Annotated in this window: 20 protein-coding genes, 1 tRNA gene and 1 riboswitch; of the genes, 15 read left to right on the plus strand and 6 right to left on the minus strand. The window is 43.9% G+C overall.

What is annotated here, in order from left to right:
• Positions 1–46: 46 nt before the first annotated feature.
• From BUA79_RS05855 to BUA79_RS05865, 3 genes are read right to left on the minus strand one after another with little or no spacing between them, the layout of a single operon-like run.
• Entirely contained in the window at positions 47–784 is a 738-nt protein-coding gene (locus BUA79_RS05855) for an amino acid ABC transporter ATP-binding protein (protein WP_073993433.1), read from the minus strand.
• Positions 781–1,611, minus strand: coding sequence for an amino acid ABC transporter permease (locus BUA79_RS05860; protein ID WP_073993434.1), 831 nt, complete (start codon positions 1,609–1,611; stop codon positions 781–783). Before BUA79_RS05860 ends, BUA79_RS05855 begins: the two co-directional genes overlap by 4 nt.
• 19 nt (positions 1,612–1,630) lie before the next feature.
• The gene (locus BUA79_RS05865) at positions 1,631–2,497 is read right to left on the minus strand and encodes a transporter substrate-binding domain-containing protein (RefSeq protein WP_073993435.1); all 867 of its coding nucleotides are present in this window, start codon (positions 2,495–2,497) and stop codon (positions 1,631–1,633) included.
• Positions 2,498–2,890: 393 nt separating this feature from the next.
• Positions 2,891–2,978, plus strand: a riboswitch (cyclic di-GMP riboswitch).
• Positions 2,979–3,106: 128 nt separating this feature from the next.
• Between BUA79_RS05865 and BUA79_RS05870 the strand changes: the two genes are divergently transcribed.
• Positions 3,107–4,150, plus strand: a complete 1,044-nt coding sequence (locus BUA79_RS05870) for an SH3 domain-containing protein (RefSeq protein WP_073993436.1) — start codon at positions 3,107–3,109, stop codon at positions 4,148–4,150.
• A 6-nt stretch (positions 4,151–4,156) separates the two neighbouring features.
• Here BUA79_RS05870 and BUA79_RS05875 read toward each other — a convergent pair whose 3' ends face one another.
• Positions 4,157–4,702: a YgjV family protein gene (locus BUA79_RS05875; RefSeq protein ID WP_073993437.1), complete on the minus strand. Its 546-nt coding sequence runs from the start codon at positions 4,700–4,702 to the stop codon at positions 4,157–4,159.
• A 102-nt stretch (positions 4,703–4,804) separates the two neighbouring features.
• Between BUA79_RS05875 and BUA79_RS05880 the strand changes: the two genes are divergently transcribed.
• Positions 4,805–5,008 (plus strand): hypothetical protein, encoded by a 204-nt coding sequence (locus BUA79_RS05880; RefSeq protein WP_073993438.1) that lies wholly within the window; start codon positions 4,805–4,807, stop codon positions 5,006–5,008.
• Positions 5,009–5,166: 158 nt separating this feature from the next.
• Positions 5,167–6,114: a D-2-hydroxyacid dehydrogenase gene (locus BUA79_RS05885; RefSeq protein ID WP_073993439.1), complete on the plus strand. Its 948-nt coding sequence runs from the start codon at positions 5,167–5,169 to the stop codon at positions 6,112–6,114.
• A 115-nt stretch (positions 6,115–6,229) separates the two neighbouring features.
• On the opposite strand, the gene BUA79_RS05890 is transcribed toward BUA79_RS05885, so the two are convergent.
• Positions 6,230–6,302 (minus strand) — tRNA-Thr (locus BUA79_RS05890).
• 81 nt (positions 6,303–6,383) lie between these two features.
• Between BUA79_RS05890 and BUA79_RS05895 the strand changes: the two genes are divergently transcribed.
• The 6 genes from BUA79_RS05895 (at position 6,384) to pdxR (ending at position 14,066) form a co-directional block, all read left to right on the plus strand.
• Positions 6,384–7,304, plus strand: a complete 921-nt coding sequence (locus tag BUA79_RS05895) for a 5'-nucleotidase (protein WP_073993440.1) — start codon at positions 6,384–6,386, stop codon at positions 7,302–7,304.
• Positions 7,288–8,256: a DMT family transporter gene (locus BUA79_RS05900; RefSeq protein ID WP_073993441.1), complete on the plus strand. Its 969-nt coding sequence runs from the start codon at positions 7,288–7,290 to the stop codon at positions 8,254–8,256. Before BUA79_RS05895 ends, BUA79_RS05900 begins: the two co-directional genes overlap by 17 nt.
• Positions 8,243–9,586: an MATE family efflux transporter gene (locus tag BUA79_RS05905; protein WP_073993471.1), complete on the plus strand. Its 1,344-nt coding sequence runs from the start codon at positions 8,243–8,245 to the stop codon at positions 9,584–9,586. Before BUA79_RS05900 ends, BUA79_RS05905 begins: the two co-directional genes overlap by 14 nt.
• 85 nt (positions 9,587–9,671) lie before the next feature.
• Complete coding sequence (locus BUA79_RS05910; RefSeq protein ID WP_073993442.1) at positions 9,672–10,949, plus strand: M18 family aminopeptidase; 1,278 nt, start codon at positions 9,672–9,674, stop codon at positions 10,947–10,949.
• 23 nt (positions 10,950–10,972) lie between these two features.
• Positions 10,973–12,637 (plus strand): glutamine--tRNA ligase/YqeY domain fusion protein, encoded by a 1,665-nt coding sequence (locus BUA79_RS05915; protein ID WP_073993443.1) that lies wholly within the window; start codon positions 10,973–10,975, stop codon positions 12,635–12,637.
• A 19-nt stretch (positions 12,638–12,656) separates the two neighbouring features.
• Positions 12,657–14,066 carry a MocR-like pyridoxine biosynthesis transcription factor PdxR gene (pdxR, locus tag BUA79_RS05920; RefSeq protein ID WP_073993444.1) on the plus strand — a complete coding sequence of 470 codons (1,410 nt, stop codon included), beginning with the start codon at positions 12,657–12,659 and terminating at the stop codon, positions 14,064–14,066.
• 29 nt (positions 14,067–14,095) lie between these two features.
• Here pdxR and BUA79_RS05925 read toward each other — a convergent pair whose 3' ends face one another.
• Positions 14,096–14,371, minus strand: coding sequence for a hypothetical protein (locus tag BUA79_RS05925; RefSeq protein WP_073993445.1), 276 nt, complete (start codon positions 14,369–14,371; stop codon positions 14,096–14,098).
• 166 nt (positions 14,372–14,537) lie between these two features.
• Between BUA79_RS05925 and BUA79_RS05930 the strand changes: the two genes are divergently transcribed.
• The 6 genes from BUA79_RS05930 to purH all read left to right on the plus strand — a co-directional run bounded on the left by BUA79_RS05930 (position 14,538) and on the right by purH (position 21,460).
• The gene (locus tag BUA79_RS05930; RefSeq protein WP_207647320.1) at positions 14,538–15,320 is read left to right on the plus strand and encodes a Cof-type HAD-IIB family hydrolase; all 783 of its coding nucleotides are present in this window, start codon (positions 14,538–14,540) and stop codon (positions 15,318–15,320) included.
• Between the two features lie 10 nt (positions 15,321–15,330).
• On the plus strand, positions 15,331–16,215 hold the full coding sequence (locus tag BUA79_RS05935; RefSeq protein ID WP_073993447.1) for a DNA-3-methyladenine glycosylase family protein: 885 nt from the start codon (positions 15,331–15,333) through the stop codon (positions 16,213–16,215).
• A gap of 159 nt (positions 16,216–16,374) precedes the next feature.
• Positions 16,375–16,659 (plus strand): co-chaperone GroES, encoded by a 285-nt coding sequence (locus BUA79_RS05940; RefSeq protein ID WP_073993448.1) that lies wholly within the window; start codon positions 16,375–16,377, stop codon positions 16,657–16,659.
• A gap of 16 nt (positions 16,660–16,675) precedes the next feature.
• Positions 16,676–18,295, plus strand: a complete 1,620-nt coding sequence (groL, locus tag BUA79_RS05945; protein WP_073993449.1) for a chaperonin GroEL — start codon at positions 16,676–16,678, stop codon at positions 18,293–18,295.
• Between the two features lie 124 nt (positions 18,296–18,419).
• The gene (gene guaB, locus BUA79_RS05950) at positions 18,420–19,874 is read left to right on the plus strand and encodes an IMP dehydrogenase (RefSeq protein WP_073993450.1); all 1,455 of its coding nucleotides are present in this window, start codon (positions 18,420–18,422) and stop codon (positions 19,872–19,874) included.
• Between the two features lie 32 nt (positions 19,875–19,906).
• Positions 19,907–21,460, plus strand: a complete 1,554-nt coding sequence (gene purH / locus BUA79_RS05955) for a bifunctional phosphoribosylaminoimidazolecarboxamide formyltransferase/IMP cyclohydrolase (protein WP_073993451.1) — start codon at positions 19,907–19,909, stop codon at positions 21,458–21,460.
• The last annotated feature ends 127 nt before the right edge of the window (positions 21,461–21,587 follow it).

Here is a 21,587-nt window from a genome sequence, read left to right on the forward strand (position 1 = left end):
AAAAATGCAGGCGGTCATAGTGCACCGCCTGCATTTTCATGTCCTATTATCCCTGCATAAATCTTGATAGAAAATCTTTGGTTTCCTGTCTTAGCGGGTTAACGAAAATCTGCTCCGGAGGTCCTTCCTCCCAGATAAGTCCATCATGCATATAGACAACGTGATTCGAAACTTCTTTGGCGAAAGCCATTTCATGAGTTACCACAATCATGGTTAGGCCTTCAGCCGCCAGGGTTCGCATAACGGAAAGAACTTCTCCAACCATCTGGGGATCCAGGGCAGAAGTTGGTTCATCAAACAAGAGAACATCCGGCTTCATGGCAAGCGCCCGGGCGATGGCCACACGCTGCTTTTGCCCTCCGGACAGCTGACGGGGTTTTGCGTTGATAAACGGAGCCATTCCTACTTTTTCCAGATAACGTAAAGCTTCTTTTTCAGCATCATTTTTTTTGATTTTGAGTATTTTTCTTAATCCAACTGTGCAGTTGTTCAGGACGGTCAGATTTTCAAAGAGATTGAAGCTCTGAAATACCATGCCCACCTTTGAACGATACGCAGGGATGTTCCTGGTATCCAGAATGTTTACGCCATTGAAGATGATGGAACCGCTGGAAGGTATTTCCAGGAGGTTTATGCATCGCAGAAGAGTGGATTTACCGGAGCCGGATGCGCCTATGATACAGGTTACATCACCTTTTGAAACGGTAAAGTTTATGTCCTTCAATACCTCGTGGCTTCCAAAACTTTTACTTAGATGATTGATTTCTATAATGTTAATACTCATTTTCTGCCACCCCGCTTTGTCTGAAAATGAACCATGCCGCTGGTGTGTGCAAGCGTGTCAGTGGTTGCAAGATTGTAATCGGCAGGCCCCTGCATCTTCTTCTCCACCAATCGTAAAACTTTCGAGAAGAAAACGGTCATGATGAGATACATAACCATTGCGATTGTGTTTGCCTCAAAGTAAGTATAGTATGTACCTGCTACGGATTTTGTCGCAAAGAAGAGTTCTACCGTTCCGATTACAGAAAGTACACAGGTGTCCTTGATGTTGATAATCAGATTGTTTCCAATCTGTGGCATAATATTGCGAAGCGCCTGGGGAAGGATGACATTTGTCATGGACTGTAGATGCGTCATTCCAATTGCTTTTGCCCCCTCAATCTGACCATTGTCAATGGACAGAATACCTCCACGGACCGTTTCGGACATGTAGGCTCCTGTGTTTATCGATACGATTAAAAAAGCAGCAAACCACATGGTCATGTTTATGTCAAACAATACGGCCGACCCGTAATAAATGAACATTGCCTGGACCATCATCGGCGTGCCCCGAAAGACTTCTACATAGATGGTCAGAATCCCTTTGACAATCTTCATGATCACTTTCTTTGCCATGGAATCGCGTTTGGTAACAGGTATGCTTTGGATGATTCCGACAATAAAACCGATAATGCATCCGATTATTGTACCCACAATCGCGATAAGAAGGGTAGTTCCTGCACCCTGCAATAATGAGCCGCCATAATTCTGCAGGATAAATATGATACGGCCGAAAAAATCGGCAGGAAGTGAACTGCTGTTAAGTACTGAACTGAAATAATCAATCATAATGTTCTTCTTTCCTTATTTATTCAGATAAAGGCTGAACAGAAATCGCTTCCTCCATCATGGTTTTAAAATCATCTTCCGTGAGGGTTGCAAGTGCACCATTGATCAGTCCGAGCAATTCTGAGTTGCCTTTTTTCAAAGAGATGCCAATATTGATTTCTTCGTCAGAAACTGAAAAATTGTCATCTGTCTGGTTGAAGTCCAATAAAGTAAAGTTGTCATATACCTGTAATGCTGCGAGGGCTGTCGGCATATCTGTTACAACAAGGTTGACCTTGCCTGAATCAAGAGCTGTCATCATAGCAGGGGCCGACTCCATTGCTGCAAGAATATTAGCATCCTTAATTTGAGGAAGGCAATCATTATACCATACCGTACTCAGCTGAGAGGTACAAGTTGCTCCTGCCAGGTCAGAGAGGCCCTTTGCAGATGCATAGGGGGAATCTTTGGTTGTCAGGGCGACAATGGAGGCATAATAGTAAGGTGTTGAAAAATCAACAGTCTGCTGACGCTCTGCTGTGATGGACTGGCCTGCGATAACACAGTCAATAGTACCGGACTGAACGGCTAAAGGGAGGCTGTCCCAATCGATTTTGTAAATTTCCAAATCGTAACCTATGTAGTCAGCAATATATTTTGCCATCATTACATCGTAACCATATGCATAATTGCTGCTATCCACAATAGGGACTGCGCCGTTGGAGTCGTCAGACTGGGCCCAGTTGTACGGTGCATAGGCACACTCCATACCAACCCGGAGCACAGGCCTGTCTTTCCCGGATGCCGTTGATGTAGTTTCGTTACTGCCTGACGCAGATGAGTTTCCACATGCGCCAAGGGTAAGCAGTGTGGTGACCAATAATAAAGCTGTGATAATTTTTTTCATGATTTTTCCCGCCTTTTGTTTTTTTTACATATTATATAGGCATCAGATGATAGAGATAAATGAAAAACCTTAAAGACTTTTGAGCAAGCTTTAAGGTTTTATTAATTTAGGATAAACTATTCATCAATAATGGTCTCTCAGACAGCGCTTCACAAAAGTGAACGTTCGCTACGCCTCTATCAACGTGACTGGAAATATAAGCCACATCCCTATATTATATTGTAATCGTAGCCCCATTATATAAAAGTGGAATAAAAAAGTCAACGTGATTTTGGGATAGAGTCTGTCATAAAAAGTTTGAAAATAGAAAAAAATAAATGATGTTGACAACAATGAAAAAATCATATATATTAAGAAATAGTTACAAATTTATTAATAAAATATGCAAGTACACAATTGAAAAAGCAAAGTCTTTGAAAGAAGATGACGCAAAGCCGTGAGTCTAAAGCAGTTCTACTGCCAGGATTGTCAGGTTGCCAATGGGTAAAATAGACGGATAATGGATATATGCACATATATATTTATTGTTGAATTCTTAAGGGCGCCAGATCGGCGGCCTTTTTTTTGCACATGATAAGAGGCAAGAGGGGATATTTATGGAGGAGAGACATGAAAAACAGTAGAAGAAAAGTGATGATTGGACTGATTGCCGCGCTTGCAGTTTTAACGGCTGGAGCGTACAGTGTGAAATCCGTGACCGATGTGTATGCGGATAACGCGAAAATATCGGAAACATCTCCAATGGATATAAGTTACTCATCACTATTCTCGGAATTGACGGAAGTGAAAAAACAGGCATCAATCGATAATGCCAGTCAAGTGATCAGCCAGGTTCAGCAGGAGCCCGGGCTGGCTGCTGCTGAACAGGCGCAGGCGGTGGCCTCGACTGATAACACAAGTATACTGGCGGAAACGCAGGCTCCAGTTTCGGGGCCTGTCATCACAGATACCAATCAGACTATGTGGTCTGTGGCATCCGTGAATGTGCGTTCAGGGTGCGGACCTTCTTATTCCGTAATCGGCACCCTTTCATACGGGCAGGGCATCACGGTTACCGGCACGGCTGACAATGGCTGGAACAGGATTGATTACAACAACACAATAGGTTATGTTAAGGCCTCCTATTTGCAGGCTCAGGAAATCCAGGCTCCAGTCCAGCCACCTGCCCCGGTCTATTCAGGAAGGGTACTGCTGGAAGGCGGAGCTGGAACATCGCTTGCCAGCCTTACAGAAAGTTATCTCAGTAAGATTTCTCCCTCCATCGTGAATGCATTCTATAATTCCGGGTGGGCCATAACCGTGACAACATATGATATCGCATCAACATATTATGGAAGCACTTCGCTTGGAACACTTGCGGGTCTTACCATGACTGGAAGAAGCATGATTTATCTTGCGGCCAGCAGCAATTCAATACAAAGGGCTGCCGTCCACGAATTTGGCCATGCATTCGACTGTATGAATGGTTTTCCCTCCCAGTCCGAAGAGTTCAAAGCAATATTCAATGAAGAAAAAGCTATTTTTGGAAGCGGATATATAACAAGCAATTCCTATGAGTACTTTGCGGAGTGTTTCAACAAATATTTCAGCGGCACGTTGGGTGCAGCGCCCAAAACAAACGATTTCATGAGCCGGCTGGTAAGCAAATATTAAAATAAATCAGGACATGCATCCCTGCTCTGTATCCGGCGTCATGTCCTGTTTTTTTGATGCTGCAGGTTTCCGGTTTCGATATATGACCATAAAAGTATTTGTCAGGGTGATTATATTATTGATGATTGCTGCGATATTGATAAGATAAATATTGTATACAAGCCAGAAAAGAGAAGTCAGGATGGAAATGGCGGCAATTGATGTTACGGTTTTCCCTCTCAGCAAACCTATGGAATAAACAACGGATGCAAATACCGGGAACATCGATATCAGAGAATGGTCTATAAAAAGCAGAAACCAGGTGAACGCAATTCCTATAAATGCAAAGTTGATTACATTTCGCACGCCTTTCAGGCAAAGAAAGTTTCTTAAAAGGGATACAGCGTTGGCGTAGACTCCGGACCAGCCTCCCAGAAGAACCTGGGCAACTATCTGGGCAGCAGGCTCTATGCACTGCAATTTAATCAGTCTGGTTCGATCTTTTTGCCACATGCTCAGACAGAATATAATCAGCGCAAGGGTTGAAAAAATCTGCGAAATTACGTAAATCATAATACCTCCTGAAACTGTAAATGAAATGCCCCTCTTGACAAGAGCGGTATTATCATACTACAATCTTGTCGGAAAGAATACAGATATTTTGGAGGGCAATAAATGAATATCGACAAATTTTATAATGACATGCTGGATATTATGGAATGGGTTAATGTGGAAGAACAAAAGGTTACCAAAATGCTCCAGGAACAAGGAGTTCCATTGGATGTCATGAATGACAATTATGAAGAATATGCTTATATCCTGGAGGAACGCGACAGACGAATGGCCGACATGAAGGAAAAATATAATATAAAAGATTGAAAAAATAAGCTGTGCGAGAAGCCGCAGGGGCAGCGAAAAGAAGGAGGTATCCGGGAGGGGGTACTTTCTTCTTTTTTGGAAATCCGCAGGTTGCATTCCCATGAAAACCCAGGCATGGTATAATATTGGACAAAGATAAGAATAAAGGAGCGGATTTGATGAAAATTGTAATACTGGATACATGCACTATCACTAATGGCGATGTTTCCCTGCAGGAAATCGAAACAGCGGGGCAAACTTCATATTATGATATTCTGAGCAAAGAAGAAATCATTAACGTATCGAAAGAAGCGGATGCGATTATCTGCAATAAAGCAAATATCGACGAAGAAATCATGTCCAGGTGCCTGAATCTGAAATATGTGGGGGTCTTTGCGACAGGTTATAATAATATTGATCTCCTGGCGGCTTCCAGACACGGCATATCCGTTGCAAATGTACCGGGTTATTCAACGGATAGTGTAGCCATGCTCGCGTTCGCAATGATTCTTGAATTTGCCACGAGCTTCAGCCGATATAATGAATCGGTCCATAACGGGGACTGGGTAAGAAGCAGGCAGTTCAGTTATTTTTCTTATCCAATTTCAGAACTCGCCGGCAAGACGCTCGGCATATACGGTTTTGGAAATATAGGCAGGAAGATGGCTGAAATAGGAAGAGCCTTTGGCATGAACATCATTGCTTACAGCAAGAGCAGAAAAACATCCGATTTTGTCCGGTTTGTATCTGAGGAAGAGATATTTTCCCTGCCGGATTATCTCAGTCTCCATTGTCCGCTTACTTCGGAAACGGCGAACCTTGTGAATGCGAATACTCTGTCTCAGATGAAGTCCTCCGCTTTTCTCATAAATACATGCAGAGGAGGAGTGATTACAGAAGAAGATCTTGTGAATGCATTGAATAACGGAATAATCGCAGGAGCCGGCATTGATGTTTTGGAAACGGAACCAATGAAGGAGAACCACCCGTATCTCGCGGCAAAAAATTGCCTGATAACGCCGCATATCGGATGGGCTGCCATAGAGTCGAGGGAGAGGCTTATCGCCCTGGTGGCCGAAAACGTGAAGAGCTTCTTTGCGGGAAATCCAATAAATATAGTAAATTAAGGGAATCTGGAAGTTCCAGGAAGATGGCTGAAACAATAAAAACACTCCGGAAAACGGGAGTGTTTTTAGTTTGAAAATTATGGAAAACCCTGATATAATGGGCGGATACAAAAAAAGCTCCCGACCGGATTTGAACCGGAGACCTCTACCTTACCAAGGTAGCGCTCTACCAGCTGAGCTACGGGGGCTTAATGCGTTAAATACCTGTATAATATACTTTATGGAAGTGCTTTTGTCAATAATAAATACATTTATATTTTGGAGGTTGTATGCATAAATTCGAAAATTGTCTCGTAATAGGAGTGTCTTCCAGGGCCTTATTTAATCTGGAGGATGAAAACAGGCTTTACGAAAAAGAAGGGGTTGCTGTATACTCGAGGTACCAGGTAGAGCATGAGGATGTAATTCTGACGCCCGGACCTGCGTTTAATCTGGTAAAAGCCTTCCTGAATCTGAATAATATGAATCCCTTTGAGCGTAAGGTTGAAATAATCGTAATGTCCCGCAATAATGCGGATACAAGCCTCCGAATTTTCAATTCCATTAAACACTATAATCTGGACATAACCCGTGCGGCGCTGACCGGAGGGAACCTCCTTTTCCCCTATCTGAATGCTTTCCGGACGGATCTCTTTCTGTCGGCAAGTGAAGAAGACGTACAGCAGGCAGTCAATGCCGGATTTGCAGCCGGTATCATTTATACCCAGAACCTTGCAGGGGGCAGCAGCAATGGACTTGATCAGATACGGATTGCTTTTGACGGGGATGCAGTACTTTTTTCAGATGAATCGGAAAAAATATATAAAGAGAAGGGCATTGAGGCATTTCAGGAGAACGAAATCAAAAATGCTCAAAATCCTCTCCCGGAAGGACCTTTTGCCAAATTTCTGAAAATACTGTCTTCCCTGCAGCACGGCTTTGACAGCAATGAGCCGCCAATCCGGACGGCCCTGGTAACTGCAAGAAATGCCCCTGCCCATGAAAGGGTCATCAGGACCTTGCGCGCCTGGGATGTAAGAATTGATGAGGCTTTCTTTCTGGGAGGAATCGCAAAAAGCGATGTGCTGGAAGCATTTGGTGCCCATATTTTCTTTGATGATCAGGCAATCCATACGGATCCGGCTTCTGAAGTAGTCTCATCGGCAAGAGTGCCTTACAGACAAGTGTTGGTAAATGAAGGAAATGAGTAGGATGGCCATAAACAACAAAAATTTAAGTGGGACGGCTAGCGCCCTGGCGGGCGGAATCTGCTGGGGGTTCTCCGGGACCTGCGGCCAGTACCTTTTCAGTGAAAAAGGTGTTGATTCAGACTGGCTGTCGGCTGTGAGGATGCTCAGTGCGGGCATTATACTTCTGGGTTTTGCTTTTTTCAGGCAAAGGCAATCTCTGGCAGGAATCATAAAAGATAAAAAAGACCGGAAACAACTCCTGCTGTTCGGGGTTTTCGGTCTTATGATTTGCCAGTACACATATTTGACGGCGATATCCCATTCAAATGCCGGGACAGCTACGGTCCTTCAATATACAGGACTGGTAATCCTAATGATTGTTACCTGCGTTAAGTTCAGAAGGCGTCCGGAAAGTCTGGAGGCTGTCGCACTGGTATTGGCTGTGACCGGTATTTTTCTCCTGGCAACACAAGGGAATCCGGGCAAGCTTCATATATCCGGGCAGGCACTGTCCTGGGGCATGTTTTCGGCAGTGGGACTGGTGCTTTATTCCATACTCCCCATCAGATTAATCAGCAGGTGGGGAAGCATGGTCGTGACAGGATACGGCATGCTGGCAGGAGGAATCGTCCTGTCCGCAATCGTCAGACCATGGGAGTATGTTTTTCAACCAGACGCAGTGACAATAATTGCGATGGCAGCCATTATACTGATCGGAACGGTAGCCGCGTTTACCCTTTATCTGAAGGGAGTAAGCGAGATAGGCCCTGTGAAGGCCGGAATGCTTGGCAGTGCGGAACCTGTTTCTGCCGCAGTATTTGCGGCTATCTGGATGCATACACGGTTCACTGCTGCAGACATAACCGCCTTTGTGCTTATTATAGCAACCGTATTTCTATTGACCGGTAAAAGAAAAAAGATTGGAGCAATTGAGAAAATTGGAAATAAAAAACGAAAATATGAAAGAGAATAAAATGGGTACTATGTCGATAAACCGGCTTCTAATATCCATGTCAGCACCGATAATCCTGTCGATGCTGGTACAGGCAATGTATAATGTAGTAGACAGTATATTCGTTTCTCAAATCAACGAGGATGCCCTTACAGCGGTCAGTCTGGCTTTTCCACTTCAGCAGTTCATGGTGGCTGTAGCCGTGGGAACCTTTGTTGGGGTAAATGCGCTGTTAAGCAGAAGTCTGGGAGAAAAGAATCAGGCAGATGTGAATAAGACGGCAATTAATGGACTGTTTCTGTCTCTCTTGAGCTATATATTGTTTTTGATAATTGGAATATTTTTTTCCCGTCTATATATTTCCCTTCAGACAGATTCAGAAAGGATCCTCGAGTACGGCGTACAATATTTGAGCACGGTGTGCATATTCAGCTTCGGATGGTTTGCGCAGAATTCCTTTGAAAAAATGCTGATTTCTACGGGGAAAAGTTTTTACACCATGATAACCCAGATGTTAGGGGCCGTTATTAATGTGATACTGGATCCACTCCTGATTTTTGGTATTGGAATTTTTCCGGAAATGGGCGTCAGGGGGGCCGCAGTGGCAACCGTAATCGGACAGATATCTGCAGCCCTGCTGGCATTATATTTCAATCATGTAAAAAACAACGAAGTGGAATTGAGACTAAAGGGGTTCAGGCCGGACCGGAGAGTCATCAGAAGGATATACGACATCGGTGTCCCTTCCATCGTAATGATTTCCATTTCCTCTATACTTATTTTTGGGATGAATAAGATTTTGATGGCATTTTCCTCCACTGCGGTTGCGGTTTTCGGAATATACTTCAAGGTTCAGAGTTTTGTCTTTATGCCGGTTTTTGGCATCAACAATGGGATGATACCCATCATTTCTTATAATTATGGAAAAAAAGAAAGAAGCAGGATGATCAAGACAATCAAACAGAGTATCATTTATGCGATTATAATTATGCTGACGGGATTTGCAGTCATGCAGCTGTTTGCGGATAAAATACTGGCACTGTTCAGCGCTTCGCAGCAGATGATGGAAATAGGTGTTCCCGCCCTGAGAATAATCAGCATATGTTTCATATTTGCCGGTATTACGGTTGTTTTAAGTTCCGTATTCCAATCCGTCGGCATGGCGTATCTGAGCATGATCACCTCCATAGCCAGACAGCTGATTATTATTCTTCCAATTGCGGTGCTTCTGGCAAAAACAGGAAATGTGGATAATGTATGGTGGGCCTTTCCAATTGCGGAATTTGCGGCACTTATCCTGACCGTATTTTTTCTTCGGCATACGAAAAGGAAGGTGTTTGATAAAATATAGGCACCAGTTGACATGAAACAATATTTATCATAAGATATTCCGTATATTTTCATGATACAATGGAAGAAAGAGAGGTCCCGTATAAATGATTTCTTTGCATCAGCTGATTGAAAAATCCGTTTCACCATTTCACCAGGTCAGGACGTTGATACAACAACTGGAGTCGGAAGGGTTTGCGGAGAGAAAACTAAATGAAAAGTGGGACTTGAAACAAGGAGATAAATTTTTCGTAAGCCCCTATTCATCCTGCCTTTTCGCATTTGCGATCGGCGAAGATGACGCAAAAAACTGCAGTCTGCGGATTGTTTCGGCCCACACGGATTTTCCGTGTTTTAAAATCAAGCCTGCATGTGAGATTTCAGAAAACGGATATTATAAATTAAATACGGAGGTGTACGGCGGTCCCCTCCTCAACACATGGATGGACCGGCCTTTGTCAATTGCTGGAAAGGCTGCATTGAAGAGCCAAAATCCATTCAGGCCCGAAATCCGGCTGCTGGATTTTGACAGACCTCTTCTCACTATACCGAACCTGGCCATTCACCTGAATAAGGATGCTAACAAAGGGATTGAGCTGAACAGGCAGAAGGATGTCCTTCCCATTGCGGATATGATAAAAAGTTCCGTGAATGAAAAGTTCTTTACGGAATACCTCTCAAAGGAGCTTGGAGTCGAAAAGTCAGAAATACTCGATTTTGAATTGTTTGTATACCAGTATGAGAAGGGCGGGACAATCGGGTTTGAAGAAACCATGTACTCCTCCCCGAGACTGGATAATGTGACAGGAGTTCATGCATGCCTGCACGGTATTTTGAATGGAGACAGAAAGAATGGAATAAATGTAGCGGCTTTCTTTGATAATGAAGAGGTCGGAAGCAGGACCAAACAGGGAGCAGATTCCGGACTTTTTGAAATATTGCTGGAAAAGATTTATCTGTCTCTGGGAAAGAACAGGGAGGATATGCATGCGGATGTTGCAGAGGGAATGATGCTTTCTGTGGATGTGGGGCATTGTCTACACCCGAATTATCCTGAGAAGAATGATATTACCAACAGGGTAATATTGAATAAGGGTCTGATAATCAAATACGCAGCTTCCCAGGCCTATGCCGGCGACTGTGAGGCAGGCGGGGCTGTCATGCAATTATGTGAAAAAAACAATATCCCTTATCAGAAATATTTAAACCGGTCAGATGGCTCCAGCGGGAGCACTCTGGGTTCGATTTTTTCCACGAACCTTCCCATCCGGACGATGGATGTGGGAATACCGCTGCTGGCAATGCATTCAGCAAGGGAACTTATGGGAACGGATGATCAAAACAGCCTTAACAGGCTGATGCAGGTATTTTTTTCGGAAGAATAGATTAAACAGGAGGAATTGAATTTATGGAAAACGAAGCAGCTGTTTCGAAAAATTTTATTGAGCTTATTATAGAGAAAGATTTGGAAGAGGGACATATCAAGCAGGTGCATACAAGATTTCCGCCTGAACCAAACGGATACCTCCACATCGGGCATGCCAAGTCCATCCTTTTGAACTATGGCCTTGCGGTCAAGTATAATGGGAAATTCAATCTCCGATTTGATGATACAAATCCTGTAAAGGAAAAAATAGAATTTGTCGAATCTATCAAGAGCGACGTGTCTTGGCTGGGGGCAGACTGGGAAGACCGCCTGTTTTTTGCATCCGATTATTTCAATCAAATGTACGAGGCAGCGGTAAAGCTCATCAATAAAGGGAAAGCGTATGTATGTGACCTGAAAGCGGAGGAAATCAGGGAATACAGAGGAACACTGACAAGTCCCGGAAAAAACAGCCCATACAGAGACCGGAGCGTGGAAGAAAATCTCGAACTGTTTGAAGCTATGAAGCAGGGGAAATACAATGACGGCGAAAGGGTTCTAAGAGCTAAAATTGATATGTCCTCTCCTAATATAAATATGCGTGATCCGATTCTCTACCGAGTGGCGCATATGGAGCATCACAATACAGGCGACAGGTGGTGCATTTATCCAATGTATGATTTTGCCCATCCGATCGAGGATGCGATTGAAGGAATTACGAATTCAATCTGTACGCTTGAGTTTGAAGACCACAGGCCATTATACGACTGGGTGGTGAGAGAACTTGAATATGAGAATCCTCCTAAACAGACAGAATTTGCAAAACTTTATCTGACCAATGTCATAACCGGAAAGAGATACATCAAAAAGCTTGTAGATGACGGAATAGTGGACGGTTGGGATGATCCCCGTCTGGTAACGATTGCCGCTCTGCGCAGAAGAGGGTATACGCCCGAATCCATCCGGATGTTCATAGACATGGTGGGAGTATCCAAAAGCCAGAGTTCCGTAGACTATGCGATGCTGGAATACTGCATCAGGGAAGACCTGAAACTGAAGGCACCGAGGATGATGGCAGTATTGGATCCGATTAAATTGATTATAGATAATTATCCCGAAGATCAGGTGGAATATTTCGATGTAATGAATAATCAGGAGAACGAAAGCATGGGAACCAGAAAGGTGCCTTTCTCCAGAGTACTGTACATAGAGAGAGAAGACTTCATGGAAGAACCTCCAAAGAAATATTTCCGCCTTTTCCCAGGAAATGAAGTCCGTCTTATGAACGCGTATTTTGTGAAATGTGAGAGTTTCGTAAAGGATGAAAAAGGAGAAATTGCGGAGGTTCACTGCACGTATGATCCTGAAACCCGGAGCGGAAGCGGTTTCAGTGCCCGGAAAGTAAAAGGCACAATCCACTGGCTGTCTGCAGAACATGCGGTACCGGCGACCGTCAGACTGTATGAAAATTTAATCAATGAAGACAATGAACCGACGGAAGGGGAAGGAACCCTGAATCTGAATCCTGATTCCCTCAAAATAATGGAGACATCATTTGTAGAGCCAGTTTTGGCGGAAGCGGATAAGGAGGATAAATTCCAATTTGTGAGACAGGGATTCTTTTGTGTGGACTCAAAAGATTCCACAGTGGATAACCTGGTGTTCAACAGAATCGTATCCTTGAAAAGTTCCTTTAAAATCAATTAATGTCTGGGGTGGTGTAGGATTGAAGGAATTGACAATAAGCCTGAACACCGGCTCGGATATTCCCATGTATGGGCAGATATATACATATATAAAAGAGGAAATACGGAAAGGCCGGATCAGAAACGGAGAACAGCTGCCATCGGCGAGGGCATTGTCCAGACATTTGTCTGTGAGCAGGTCTACTGTTGATATGGCTTACCTGCAGCTGCAATCAGAAGGCTATATCGATTCCCTCCCCAGAAAAGGATATTATGTCTCCGATATAAATCTTTTGCACGGACTTCATGATGCCCTTCCAGGGAATCTTTTTGAGGAAAAGCCGATCCGGAGTGAAGCCGGAATAGATTTTTCACCAAGGGGAATTGATCTGTCCTATTTTCCGTTCAACGCATGGCGGAAAATATCCAAGAATATACTGAGTGCGGATAATCCTGAACTTTTCAAAACGGGAAATCCAAAAGGTGACAGAGCGTTTCGCCAGACGATTGCAAGGTATCTTTTTGAAGCCCGGGGGGTCCGCACTGAGGCTGACAGGATTATTCTGGGTGCCGGCAATGAATATCTTCTTCTCCTTCTCAACCAGATTCTGGGGGGGGAACGGAACATTGCCATGGAGAACCCCACCTATACCCAGGCGTACCGGGTTTTTTTAAGCCTGGGACAAAAGATAGTACCGGTGGATATGGATGGCCAGGGAATAAATATCAGAGAACTGGCAGGAACGATGGCTGATACTGTCTATGTGATGCCATCCCACCATTATCCTATGGGAATTGTGATGCCAATCGGCCGCAGACTTGAGCTGCTGAAATGGTCCGCCGGACATCCGGACAGGTATATTATTGAGGACGACTATGACAGTGAATTCCGCTACAAAGGGAAACCGATCCCGGCCCTTAAGAGCCTGGATGAGAAAGACAGTGTCATATACATAGGCACGTTTTCCAAATCCATCTCACCCGCACTCAGAATGAGTTACATGGTTCTGCCTGCCAGGCTTATGAAGATTTACCAGAAAAAGCTGTCGTTTTATTCCTCCAGTGTTTCGTCCATGGATCAGGCCATTGTAAACGAATTTATTACCGGCGGCCAGTTTGAAAGGCACTTAAACAGGATGCGTTCCATATATAAAAACAAGCATGACCTGCTTGCAAATGAGCTGAAAAAGATAAACAGGCCTGTACGCATCCTGGGTGAGAATTCCGGTCTTCACATCCTTTTGGAAACCGATTCCGAATTGAACGAAGAATGCATAATGGATATGCTGTTAAAAGAAGGTGTCCGTATATACGGACTCTCTGAATATTACATAAGACCACCGGCGCAGCCTTATAAATCTGCATTTATCCTGGGATATGCCAATCTGACGGACAAGCAGATCCTGAAGGGAGTATCCGAAATTAAAAAAGTACTGGAAGCAGTCCGTTAATCCGGAGGCATCCAGTACTTGATTTTTATTTAAAGCGGTTTCTCTTCCCCTTCTTTCGGTTCCTCAGCGGCAGCAGTTTCTGCAGCGGCATCTTCCTTGACGGAATCTTTGACAGCAGCATCTTCCGAAGCCTCTTCAACGTCTTCCTCTCCGAAATCATCGTCAAAGTCATAATCAAAATCATCATCAAAATCGTCGCTGTAGTCATCGTTAAAAGACTTGTATTTATTGTAAAGCTTAATACTTCCGGCGGCTATTCCCCCTATTACGGCGGTGCCCAAAAGAACCTTAAAAACATTTTTCATAAATGAACTCCTTTCCTGGCAGGTCTGATGAATATTTATAATATTGTTACTACTATAATAATACTTTTGACGGCAAAAAGAAAGCCCCTCTTGATTATCTGCGACAAAAATGTTACGTTTACATAAGAAGATTTTTAATTGGTTTTTGAAGGAATAAGGAAAAATGATGAAGAAAATGGTTTTTTTTGATATAGACGGAACAATTTATGATTATGAGAAAGGAATTCCTGAAAGTACTATAGTCGCAATAAAACGTATCCGGGAAAAGGGTGCTCTGGCTATTATAAACACCGGAAGAACAAGGGCCATGATATTTGATGAAATACTCAATATCGGCTTCGATGGAATCATCGCCGGCGGCGGGACGTATGTGGAACATCAGGGGAAAATACTGGCGGATTATAACATGGAACCTGAAGAAGCTAAGGAGCTGATTATAAACATCAGAAAACACGGCTTCGTTCCACTTCCGGAAGGCAGGGATTATCTGTATTTTGATGAACATGAATTAAATGAAGAGTTTGTGAAAATATACAATATATATAAAAGCAAGATTCCGGACAGGATTCTCCCTATCGACTATACTACAATGCAGGCCGCAAAGGTCAGTGGACGTTTTACAAAAATCAGTGACTGGGAGGGCCTGAACAGGCAATTGGGCGGAAAATATAACATCGTAAACCATGGGAATCACCTGATTGAGGTACTGCCTGGACAGTACAGCAAGGCAGTTGGAATACAAACGCTTTTAGATCATCTCAAGCTCGAAAAAGTGAAAACCTATGCTTTCGGGGACAGCTTCAACGATTTGGAGATGCTGCGCTTTGTAGAACATGGAATCCTGATGGGCAATGCAGACCCGGAAATGAAGAAGCTGTTCAACCTTCATACAACAGACATTTTTAACGATGGAATTTATAACGGTCTGGACAAATGCGGGCTGCTATAGGAGGATCAAGTTGGAAATTATATCAGATAACAATAATACTGTGATTAAAAATATAGATGATTTTGATCTGGGTCAGACCCTGGAATGCGGACAGTGTTTCCGTTATGACAAAATCGGAGACAAGGAATACATCCTGGCGGCTAAGGGTAAGCTGCTTCATGCCAGGCAGGAAGGCGTCGATCTGATTCTGTTTGGCGTCGAGGGTAAAACCCAGGCAAATGACTGGATTGACTATTTTGATCTCCGAAGAGATTACGGGAAGATAAAACGATATCTCCTGAACCGGGATGAAGAGCTCCGGGAAGCTATCCGAACAAAGCACGGCGTCCGGATATTGAACCAGGAATTTCATGAGGTGCTGCTGTCGTTTATCATATCCCAGAACAAGCAGATTCCACATATCAGACAGATTGTAAGGGCTATATCAGATAAATTCGGCACCTTTATCGGTGAAATCAATGGAATCAAATATCACAGCTTCCCGTCCGTGAACCAGCTGGTTTCTGCAAAAGAAGAGGATTTCAGGAACTGCAAAACCGGTTTTCGGGCACCGTATCTTTGCGATGCGGTAAGCCGCCTTCATCAGGAACAGCTGGACGTAGAATCTTTCAAGGGCCTGAAGGAAGAGGAAGCCAGGCAAAAATTGATGGAAATCAAAGGGGTGGGGGAAAAAATTGCAAATTGTGTCCTGCTGTTCGGGCTGGGTTACAGATCGGCTTTTCCTATAGATGTATGGATAAAACGCATCATGGGGGAGGTCTATTTTGGCAGGGAAGCTTCTCCAGCCGAGATTCAGAAACTGGCGGAAGAACGCTTTGGGGAATATGGCGGATATGCGCAGCAGTACATATTTTATTACGGCCGAGACAACAAAATTGGTAAAAAAACAAGATAAACAGAGAAAAAAGACGGGATACGCAGAAATATAGAGAAAACAGTTGAAATGCGCCGATTCGATATGCTTGCATAATCAGGGTAAATTGACTAATATAACTTCATGAGTTAGCACTCACTTGTACTGAGTGCTAGTAGAAATCATTAAGGAGGAATCATAATGAAATTAGTACCATTAGGAGACAAAGTAATAATCAAACAGCTTCAGGCAGAAGAAACCACAAAGTCCGGTATCGTTTTACCTGGACAGGCTAAGGAAAAACCACAGCAGGCTGAAGTAATTGCAGTAGGTCCGGGCGGTATGGTGGATGGTAAAGAAGTTACCATGCAGGTTAAAGTAGGCGATAAAGTAATATTTTCAAAATATTCCGGAACAGAAGTTAAAATCGGGGAAGAAGAACTTATCATCGTTAAACAGGGCGAAATCCTTGCTATCGTTGAATAATTAGGAGGAAATAAAAATGGCAAAAGACATTAAATACGGGGCAGAAGCGAGAGCATGCCTTGAAGCGGGTGTGAATAAATTAGCAAATACCGTGAAGGTTACTTTAGGACCTAAAGGAAGAAATGTAGTGCTGGATAAAGCTTACGGTTCACCTTTGATTACAAATGACGGTGTTACCATTGCAAAAGAAATAGAGCTGGATGATCCATATGAAAACATGGGAGCTCAGCTGGCCAAGGAAGCAGCTACTAAAACCAATGATGTTGCCGGTGATGGTACCACAACCGCGACTGTACTTGCTCAGGCCATGATCAATGAAGGCATGAAAAATATTGCAGCTGGAGCAAATCCGATTATTCTCAGAAAAGGTATGAAAAAAGCATGCGATGAAGCTGTAAAGGCTATTGCGGAGATGAGCAGCAAGGTTACAGGCAAAGAACAGATTGCCAAGGTTGCAGCTATTTCTGCAGGTGATGAAGAAGTTGGAACAATGGTTGCCGATGCAATGGAGAAGGTTTCCAATGACGGAGTAATTACCATTGAAGAATCAAAGACTATGCAGACTGAGCTGGAGCTTGTAGAGGGCATGCAGTTCGACAGGGGATATCTGTCTTCCTATTTTGTGACAGATACTGAGAAAATGGAAGCCATACTGGATGAGCCATACATCCTGATTACAGATAAAAAAATCAGCAATATCCAGGATATACTCCCATTGCTGGAAGCAGTTGTAAAATCTGGATCAAGACTCCTGATTGTAGCGGAAGATGTTGAGGGAGAAGCCCTTACAACACTTATTGTAAATAAATTGCGTGGAACATTCTCTGTTTCTGCAGTGAAAGCACCTGGTTACGGCGACAGAAGAAAAGAAATGCTGAAGGATATTGCGATTCTTACCGGTGGTCAGGTTATCTCTGAAGAGCTTGGATTGGACCTGAAAGAAACTACTTTAGAGCAGCTGGGACGTGCAAAATCTGTTAAAATACAGAAAGAAAATACCATTATTGTTGACGGAGAAGGCAATAAGGCCGAAATCGAAGCCAGAATCGGACAGATCAAAGCCCAGATTGAGGAAACTACTTCTGATTTTGACAGGGAAAAATTGCAGGAAAGACTCGCTAAATTATCAGGCGGTGTTGCTGTTATCCGTGTAGGCGCTGCAACAGAAACAGAAATGAAGGAAAACAAACTCAGAATGGAAGATGCTTTGGCGGCCACTAAAGCTGCAGTTGAAGAAGGTATTATCGCAGGCGGCGGATCTGCTTATGTACATGCGTCTAAAAGGGTAGAAATTCTTGCATCCAGCCTGGAAGGCGATGAGAAGACCGGAGCAAAAGTTGTACTTAAAGCACTGGAGTCTCCTCTGTTCTGCATCGTAGCAAATGCCGGCCTGGAAGGTGCGGTTGTAGTAAATAAAGTCAAAGAATCAGAGCCCGGAATCGGATTTGATGCCCTCAGAGAAGAGTATACAGATATGGTCAAAGCGGGAATTATCGATCCGGCAAAAGTAACAAGAAGTGCCCTTCAGAACGCAACAAGCGTTGCTTCCTCATTGCTGACAACGGAATCAGCTGTTGCCACAATTAAAGAAGATACTCCTATGGGAGCACCAGGCGCTGGCGCAGGAATGATGTAATTTCATAAAAACCCACAAAATCACAGCCATCTGGCTGTGATTTTTTAAACGCCTGCCATGTTGACACCTATATTAAAATCTGTTAGAATTGCAACAATATTTATAAGAAAGAGAGGCAGATAAAATGGGTAAAATCATCGGTGAAGGGATTACTTTTGATGATGTACTTCTGGTGCCATCCTATTCGGAAGTGATTCCGAATCAGGTAGATATCAGAACGCACCTTACAAAAAAGATTCAGCTGAACATACCTTTAATGAGTGCTGGGATGGATACGGTGACAGAGCACAGGATGGCTATCGCTATGGCCAGACAGGGAGGAATAGGCATCATTCATAAGAATATGTCTATCGAAGAGCAGGCGGATGAAGTTGATAAGGTAAAGCGTTCGGAGAATGGTGTTATCACCGATCCTTTTTATTTATCTTCAGAACATACATTACAGGATGCCAATGACCTCATGGGAAAATTCAGGATATCGGGCGTACCTATAACGGAAGGAAAGAAACTGGTAGGAATCATAACTAACAGGGACTTGAAGTTCGAAACGGATATGACGAAAAAAATTAAAGAACGAATGACCAGCGAGGGCCTCATTACGGCAAGGGAAGGCATTACGCTGGAAGAGGCCAAGGCAATTCTGGCGAATGCAAGAAAAGAGAAGCTTCCTATTGTGGACGCGGATTTCAACCTGAAAGGTCTGATTACCATAAAGGATATTGAAAAGCAGATCAAGTATCCTGATTCGGCAAAAGATGATCAGGGGCGTCTGCTGTGTGGTGCGGCCATTGGTATTACCAGCAATATTTTTGAGCGTGTGGATGCACTTGTGGAGTCCAAAGTGGATGTTATTGTAATTGACTCGGCTCACGGACATTCACAGAACATCCTCAAAACACTCAGGGAAATCAAAGACAGATATCCGGAGCTGCAGCTTATCGCAGGGAACGTGGCGACAGGAGCAGCAACGAAAGCCTTGATTGAGGCAGGAGCGGATGCGGTCAAAGTAGGAATCGGTCCCGGATCCATCTGCACCACACGTGTTGTTGCAGGTATCGGCGTTCCGCAGATTACAGCCATTATGGACTGTTATGAGGCAGCAAAGGAATATGGTGTTCCAGTCATAGCGGACGGCGGAATCAAGTTCTCGGGAGACATTACAAAGGCGATTGCCTCTGGTGCGAATGTCTGCATGCTCGGAAGCATATTTGCAGGCTGTGACGAAAGTCCGGGAACATTTGAACTGTATCAGGGAAGAAAATATAAGGTGTACAGAGGAATGGGCTCTATTGCCGCCATGGAAAATGGCAGCAAGGACAGATATTTCCAATCAGATGCAAAAAAACTGGTTCCCGAAGGCGTGGAGGGCCGTGTTGCCTATAAAGGATCGGCAGAAGATGCTGTGTTCCAGCTTATCGGAGGTCTGCGGGCCGGAATGGGGTATTGCGGTTCAGCGGATATTGAGACCTTGAAAACTAAATCCCAATTCATTAAAATCTCCGCAGCTTCCTTGAGAGAAAGTCATCCTCATGACATCCAGATAACGAAGGAATCACCGAATTACAGTGTGGACGCGTAAGAAACAGATATCACAGGACAATAGGAGAAAATATGAAAGCATTAATTAGTGTGTCGGACAAAACCGGAATTGTTGAATTTGCAAGGGAGCTGTCCCAGCTGGGTGTGGAAATCGTATCCACGGGGGGGACCTACCAGAAACTTTCTGACGAAGGTCTTAAAGTAATGGAGATATCAGAACTGACTGGTTTTCCGGAATGCCTCGATGGAAGAGTCAAGACACTTCATCCTAAAGTACATGCAGGTATTCTGGCCATGCGCTCGAATCCCGAACACGTGAAACAGCTGGAAGAGCTGGAAGTCGGCACAATCGATATGGTAATCGTGAACCTGTATCCCTTCAAACAGACCATTCTGAAGAAAGACGTCACCAGGGAAGATGCCGTTGAAAATATTGATATCGGCGGGCCGACCATGCTCAGATCCGCTGCGAAGAATTATCAGGATGTCGTGGTTGTTGTAGATCCAGCTGATTATCTGGTAGTGCTGAAGGAAATGAAAGAAAAAGGCAAGGTATCTCTGGAAACCAAATTTTATCTGATGCAGAAGGTTTTTATGCATACGTCCAACTATGATACGATGATTGCTGATTATCTCAAGAAGGAAAGAGGAGACAGTTCGTTTCCTGAGAATCTTACCATGACTTTTGAAAAGGTGCAGGATATGAGATATGGAGAGAATCCTCACCAGAAGGCAGCTTTTTACAGGGAAATCGGTAATTTGAGGGGTTCCATTGCGGATGCATTGCAGCTGAATGGCAAGGAACTGTCCTTTAATAATATAAACGACACAAATGGCGCGTTGGAACTGCTTAAGGAATTTGAGGAACCGACGGTTGTAGCCTGCAAGCACGGAAATCCCTGCGGAGTCGGCTCTGACAAGGATATTCTAGCGGCCTGGGACAAAGCCTACAATGCAGACAAGGTTTCCATATTCGGGGGGATAGTTGTCACAAATCGTACGGTCACAAAGAAGCTGGCTGAGCAGATAGCGCCGGTTTTTGTTGAGGTATTGGCTGCTCCCGATTTTGAGGAGGAGGCACTGGAAATACTCAAAGCCAAAAAGAATTTAAGAGTACTGAAAATAAAAGACATTGAAGTGCCCCAGCCTGCCGGAGCGTATGATCTGAAGAAGGTCAACGGAGGTCTGATTGTCCAGACAATCGATTCTCTGCTGTTTAATCAGGATGAAGTGAAGGTAGTCACTAAAATGTCACCAACCGAAGAACAGATGCAGGATCTTTTCTTCGCAATGAAAATTGTCAAATACGTGAAATCAAACGGAATAGCACTGGCAAAAAACAGGCAGTCCGTGGGAATTGGACCGGGGCAGGTCAACCGTGTGTGGGCGGCCCGCCAGTCAGTTGAACATGCGGTGGAACTTATGGGCGAAGGGGCAACAGAGGGTGCTGTTATGGCATCGGATGCATTCTTCCCGTTTGATGATTGTGTAGATGCTGCCCAAAAGGCCGGTATCAAGGCCATTATTCAGCCGGGTGGATCCGTAAGAGATGAAGATTCAATAAAGAAATGCGATGAATATGGAATTGCAATGGTCTTTACCGGTATGAGGCACTTCAAGCATTAATCCGGAAATGAACTTGACATTCAAATGCAAAATGATATAATGATTTCAATAATAAATAAATAATGCGTTGAAGAGAAGAGTAGATTGACACATAAGGCACAGAGAGGGATTGTTAGCTGGAAATATC

Origin of the sequence: Parasporobacterium paucivorans DSM 15970 (genome assembly GCF_900141895.1) — a bacterium.
In the GTDB taxonomy this organism is placed as follows: Bacteria; Bacillota; Clostridia; order Lachnospirales; family Lachnospiraceae; genus Parasporobacterium; species Parasporobacterium paucivorans.

Coding starts and splice junctions, on each gene's coding strand:
- BUA79_RS05855 (WP_073993433.1), bottom strand. CDS start 784: ATGAGTATTAACATTATAGAAATCAATCATCTAAGTAAAAGTTTTGGA.
- BUA79_RS05860 (WP_073993434.1), bottom strand. CDS start 1,611: ATGATTGATTATTTCAGTTCAGTACTTAACAGCAGTTCACTTCCTGCC.
- BUA79_RS05865 (WP_073993435.1), bottom strand. CDS start 2,497: ATGAAAAAAATTATCACAGCTTTATTATTGGTCACCACACTGCTTACC.
- BUA79_RS05870 (WP_073993436.1), top strand. CDS start 3,107: ATGAAAAACAGTAGAAGAAAAGTGATGATTGGACTGATTGCCGCGCTT.
- BUA79_RS05875 (WP_073993437.1), bottom strand. CDS start 4,702: ATGATTTACGTAATTTCGCAGATTTTTTCAACCCTTGCGCTGATTATA.
- BUA79_RS05880 (WP_073993438.1), top strand. CDS start 4,805: ATGAATATCGACAAATTTTATAATGACATGCTGGATATTATGGAATGG.
- BUA79_RS05885 (WP_073993439.1), top strand. CDS start 5,167: ATGAAAATTGTAATACTGGATACATGCACTATCACTAATGGCGATGTT.
- BUA79_RS05895 (WP_073993440.1), top strand. CDS start 6,384: ATGCATAAATTCGAAAATTGTCTCGTAATAGGAGTGTCTTCCAGGGCC.
- BUA79_RS05900 (WP_073993441.1), top strand. CDS start 7,288: ATGAAGGAAATGAGTAGGATGGCCATAAACAACAAAAATTTAAGTGGG.
- BUA79_RS05905 (WP_073993471.1), top strand. CDS start 8,243: ATGAAAGAGAATAAAATGGGTACTATGTCGATAAACCGGCTTCTAATA.
- BUA79_RS05910 (WP_073993442.1), top strand. CDS start 9,672: ATGATTTCTTTGCATCAGCTGATTGAAAAATCCGTTTCACCATTTCAC.
- BUA79_RS05915 (WP_073993443.1), top strand. CDS start 10,973: ATGGAAAACGAAGCAGCTGTTTCGAAAAATTTTATTGAGCTTATTATA.
- BUA79_RS05925 (WP_073993445.1), bottom strand. CDS start 14,371: ATGAAAAATGTTTTTAAGGTTCTTTTGGGCACCGCCGTAATAGGGGGA.
- BUA79_RS05930 (WP_207647320.1), top strand. CDS start 14,538: ATGAAGAAAATGGTTTTTTTTGATATAGACGGAACAATTTATGATTAT.
- BUA79_RS05940 (WP_073993448.1), top strand. CDS start 16,375: ATGAAATTAGTACCATTAGGAGACAAAGTAATAATCAAACAGCTTCAG.
- groL (WP_073993449.1), top strand. CDS start 16,676: ATGGCAAAAGACATTAAATACGGGGCAGAAGCGAGAGCATGCCTTGAA.
- guaB (WP_073993450.1), top strand. CDS start 18,420: ATGGGTAAAATCATCGGTGAAGGGATTACTTTTGATGATGTACTTCTG.
- purH (WP_073993451.1), top strand. CDS start 19,907: ATGAAAGCATTAATTAGTGTGTCGGACAAAACCGGAATTGTTGAATTT.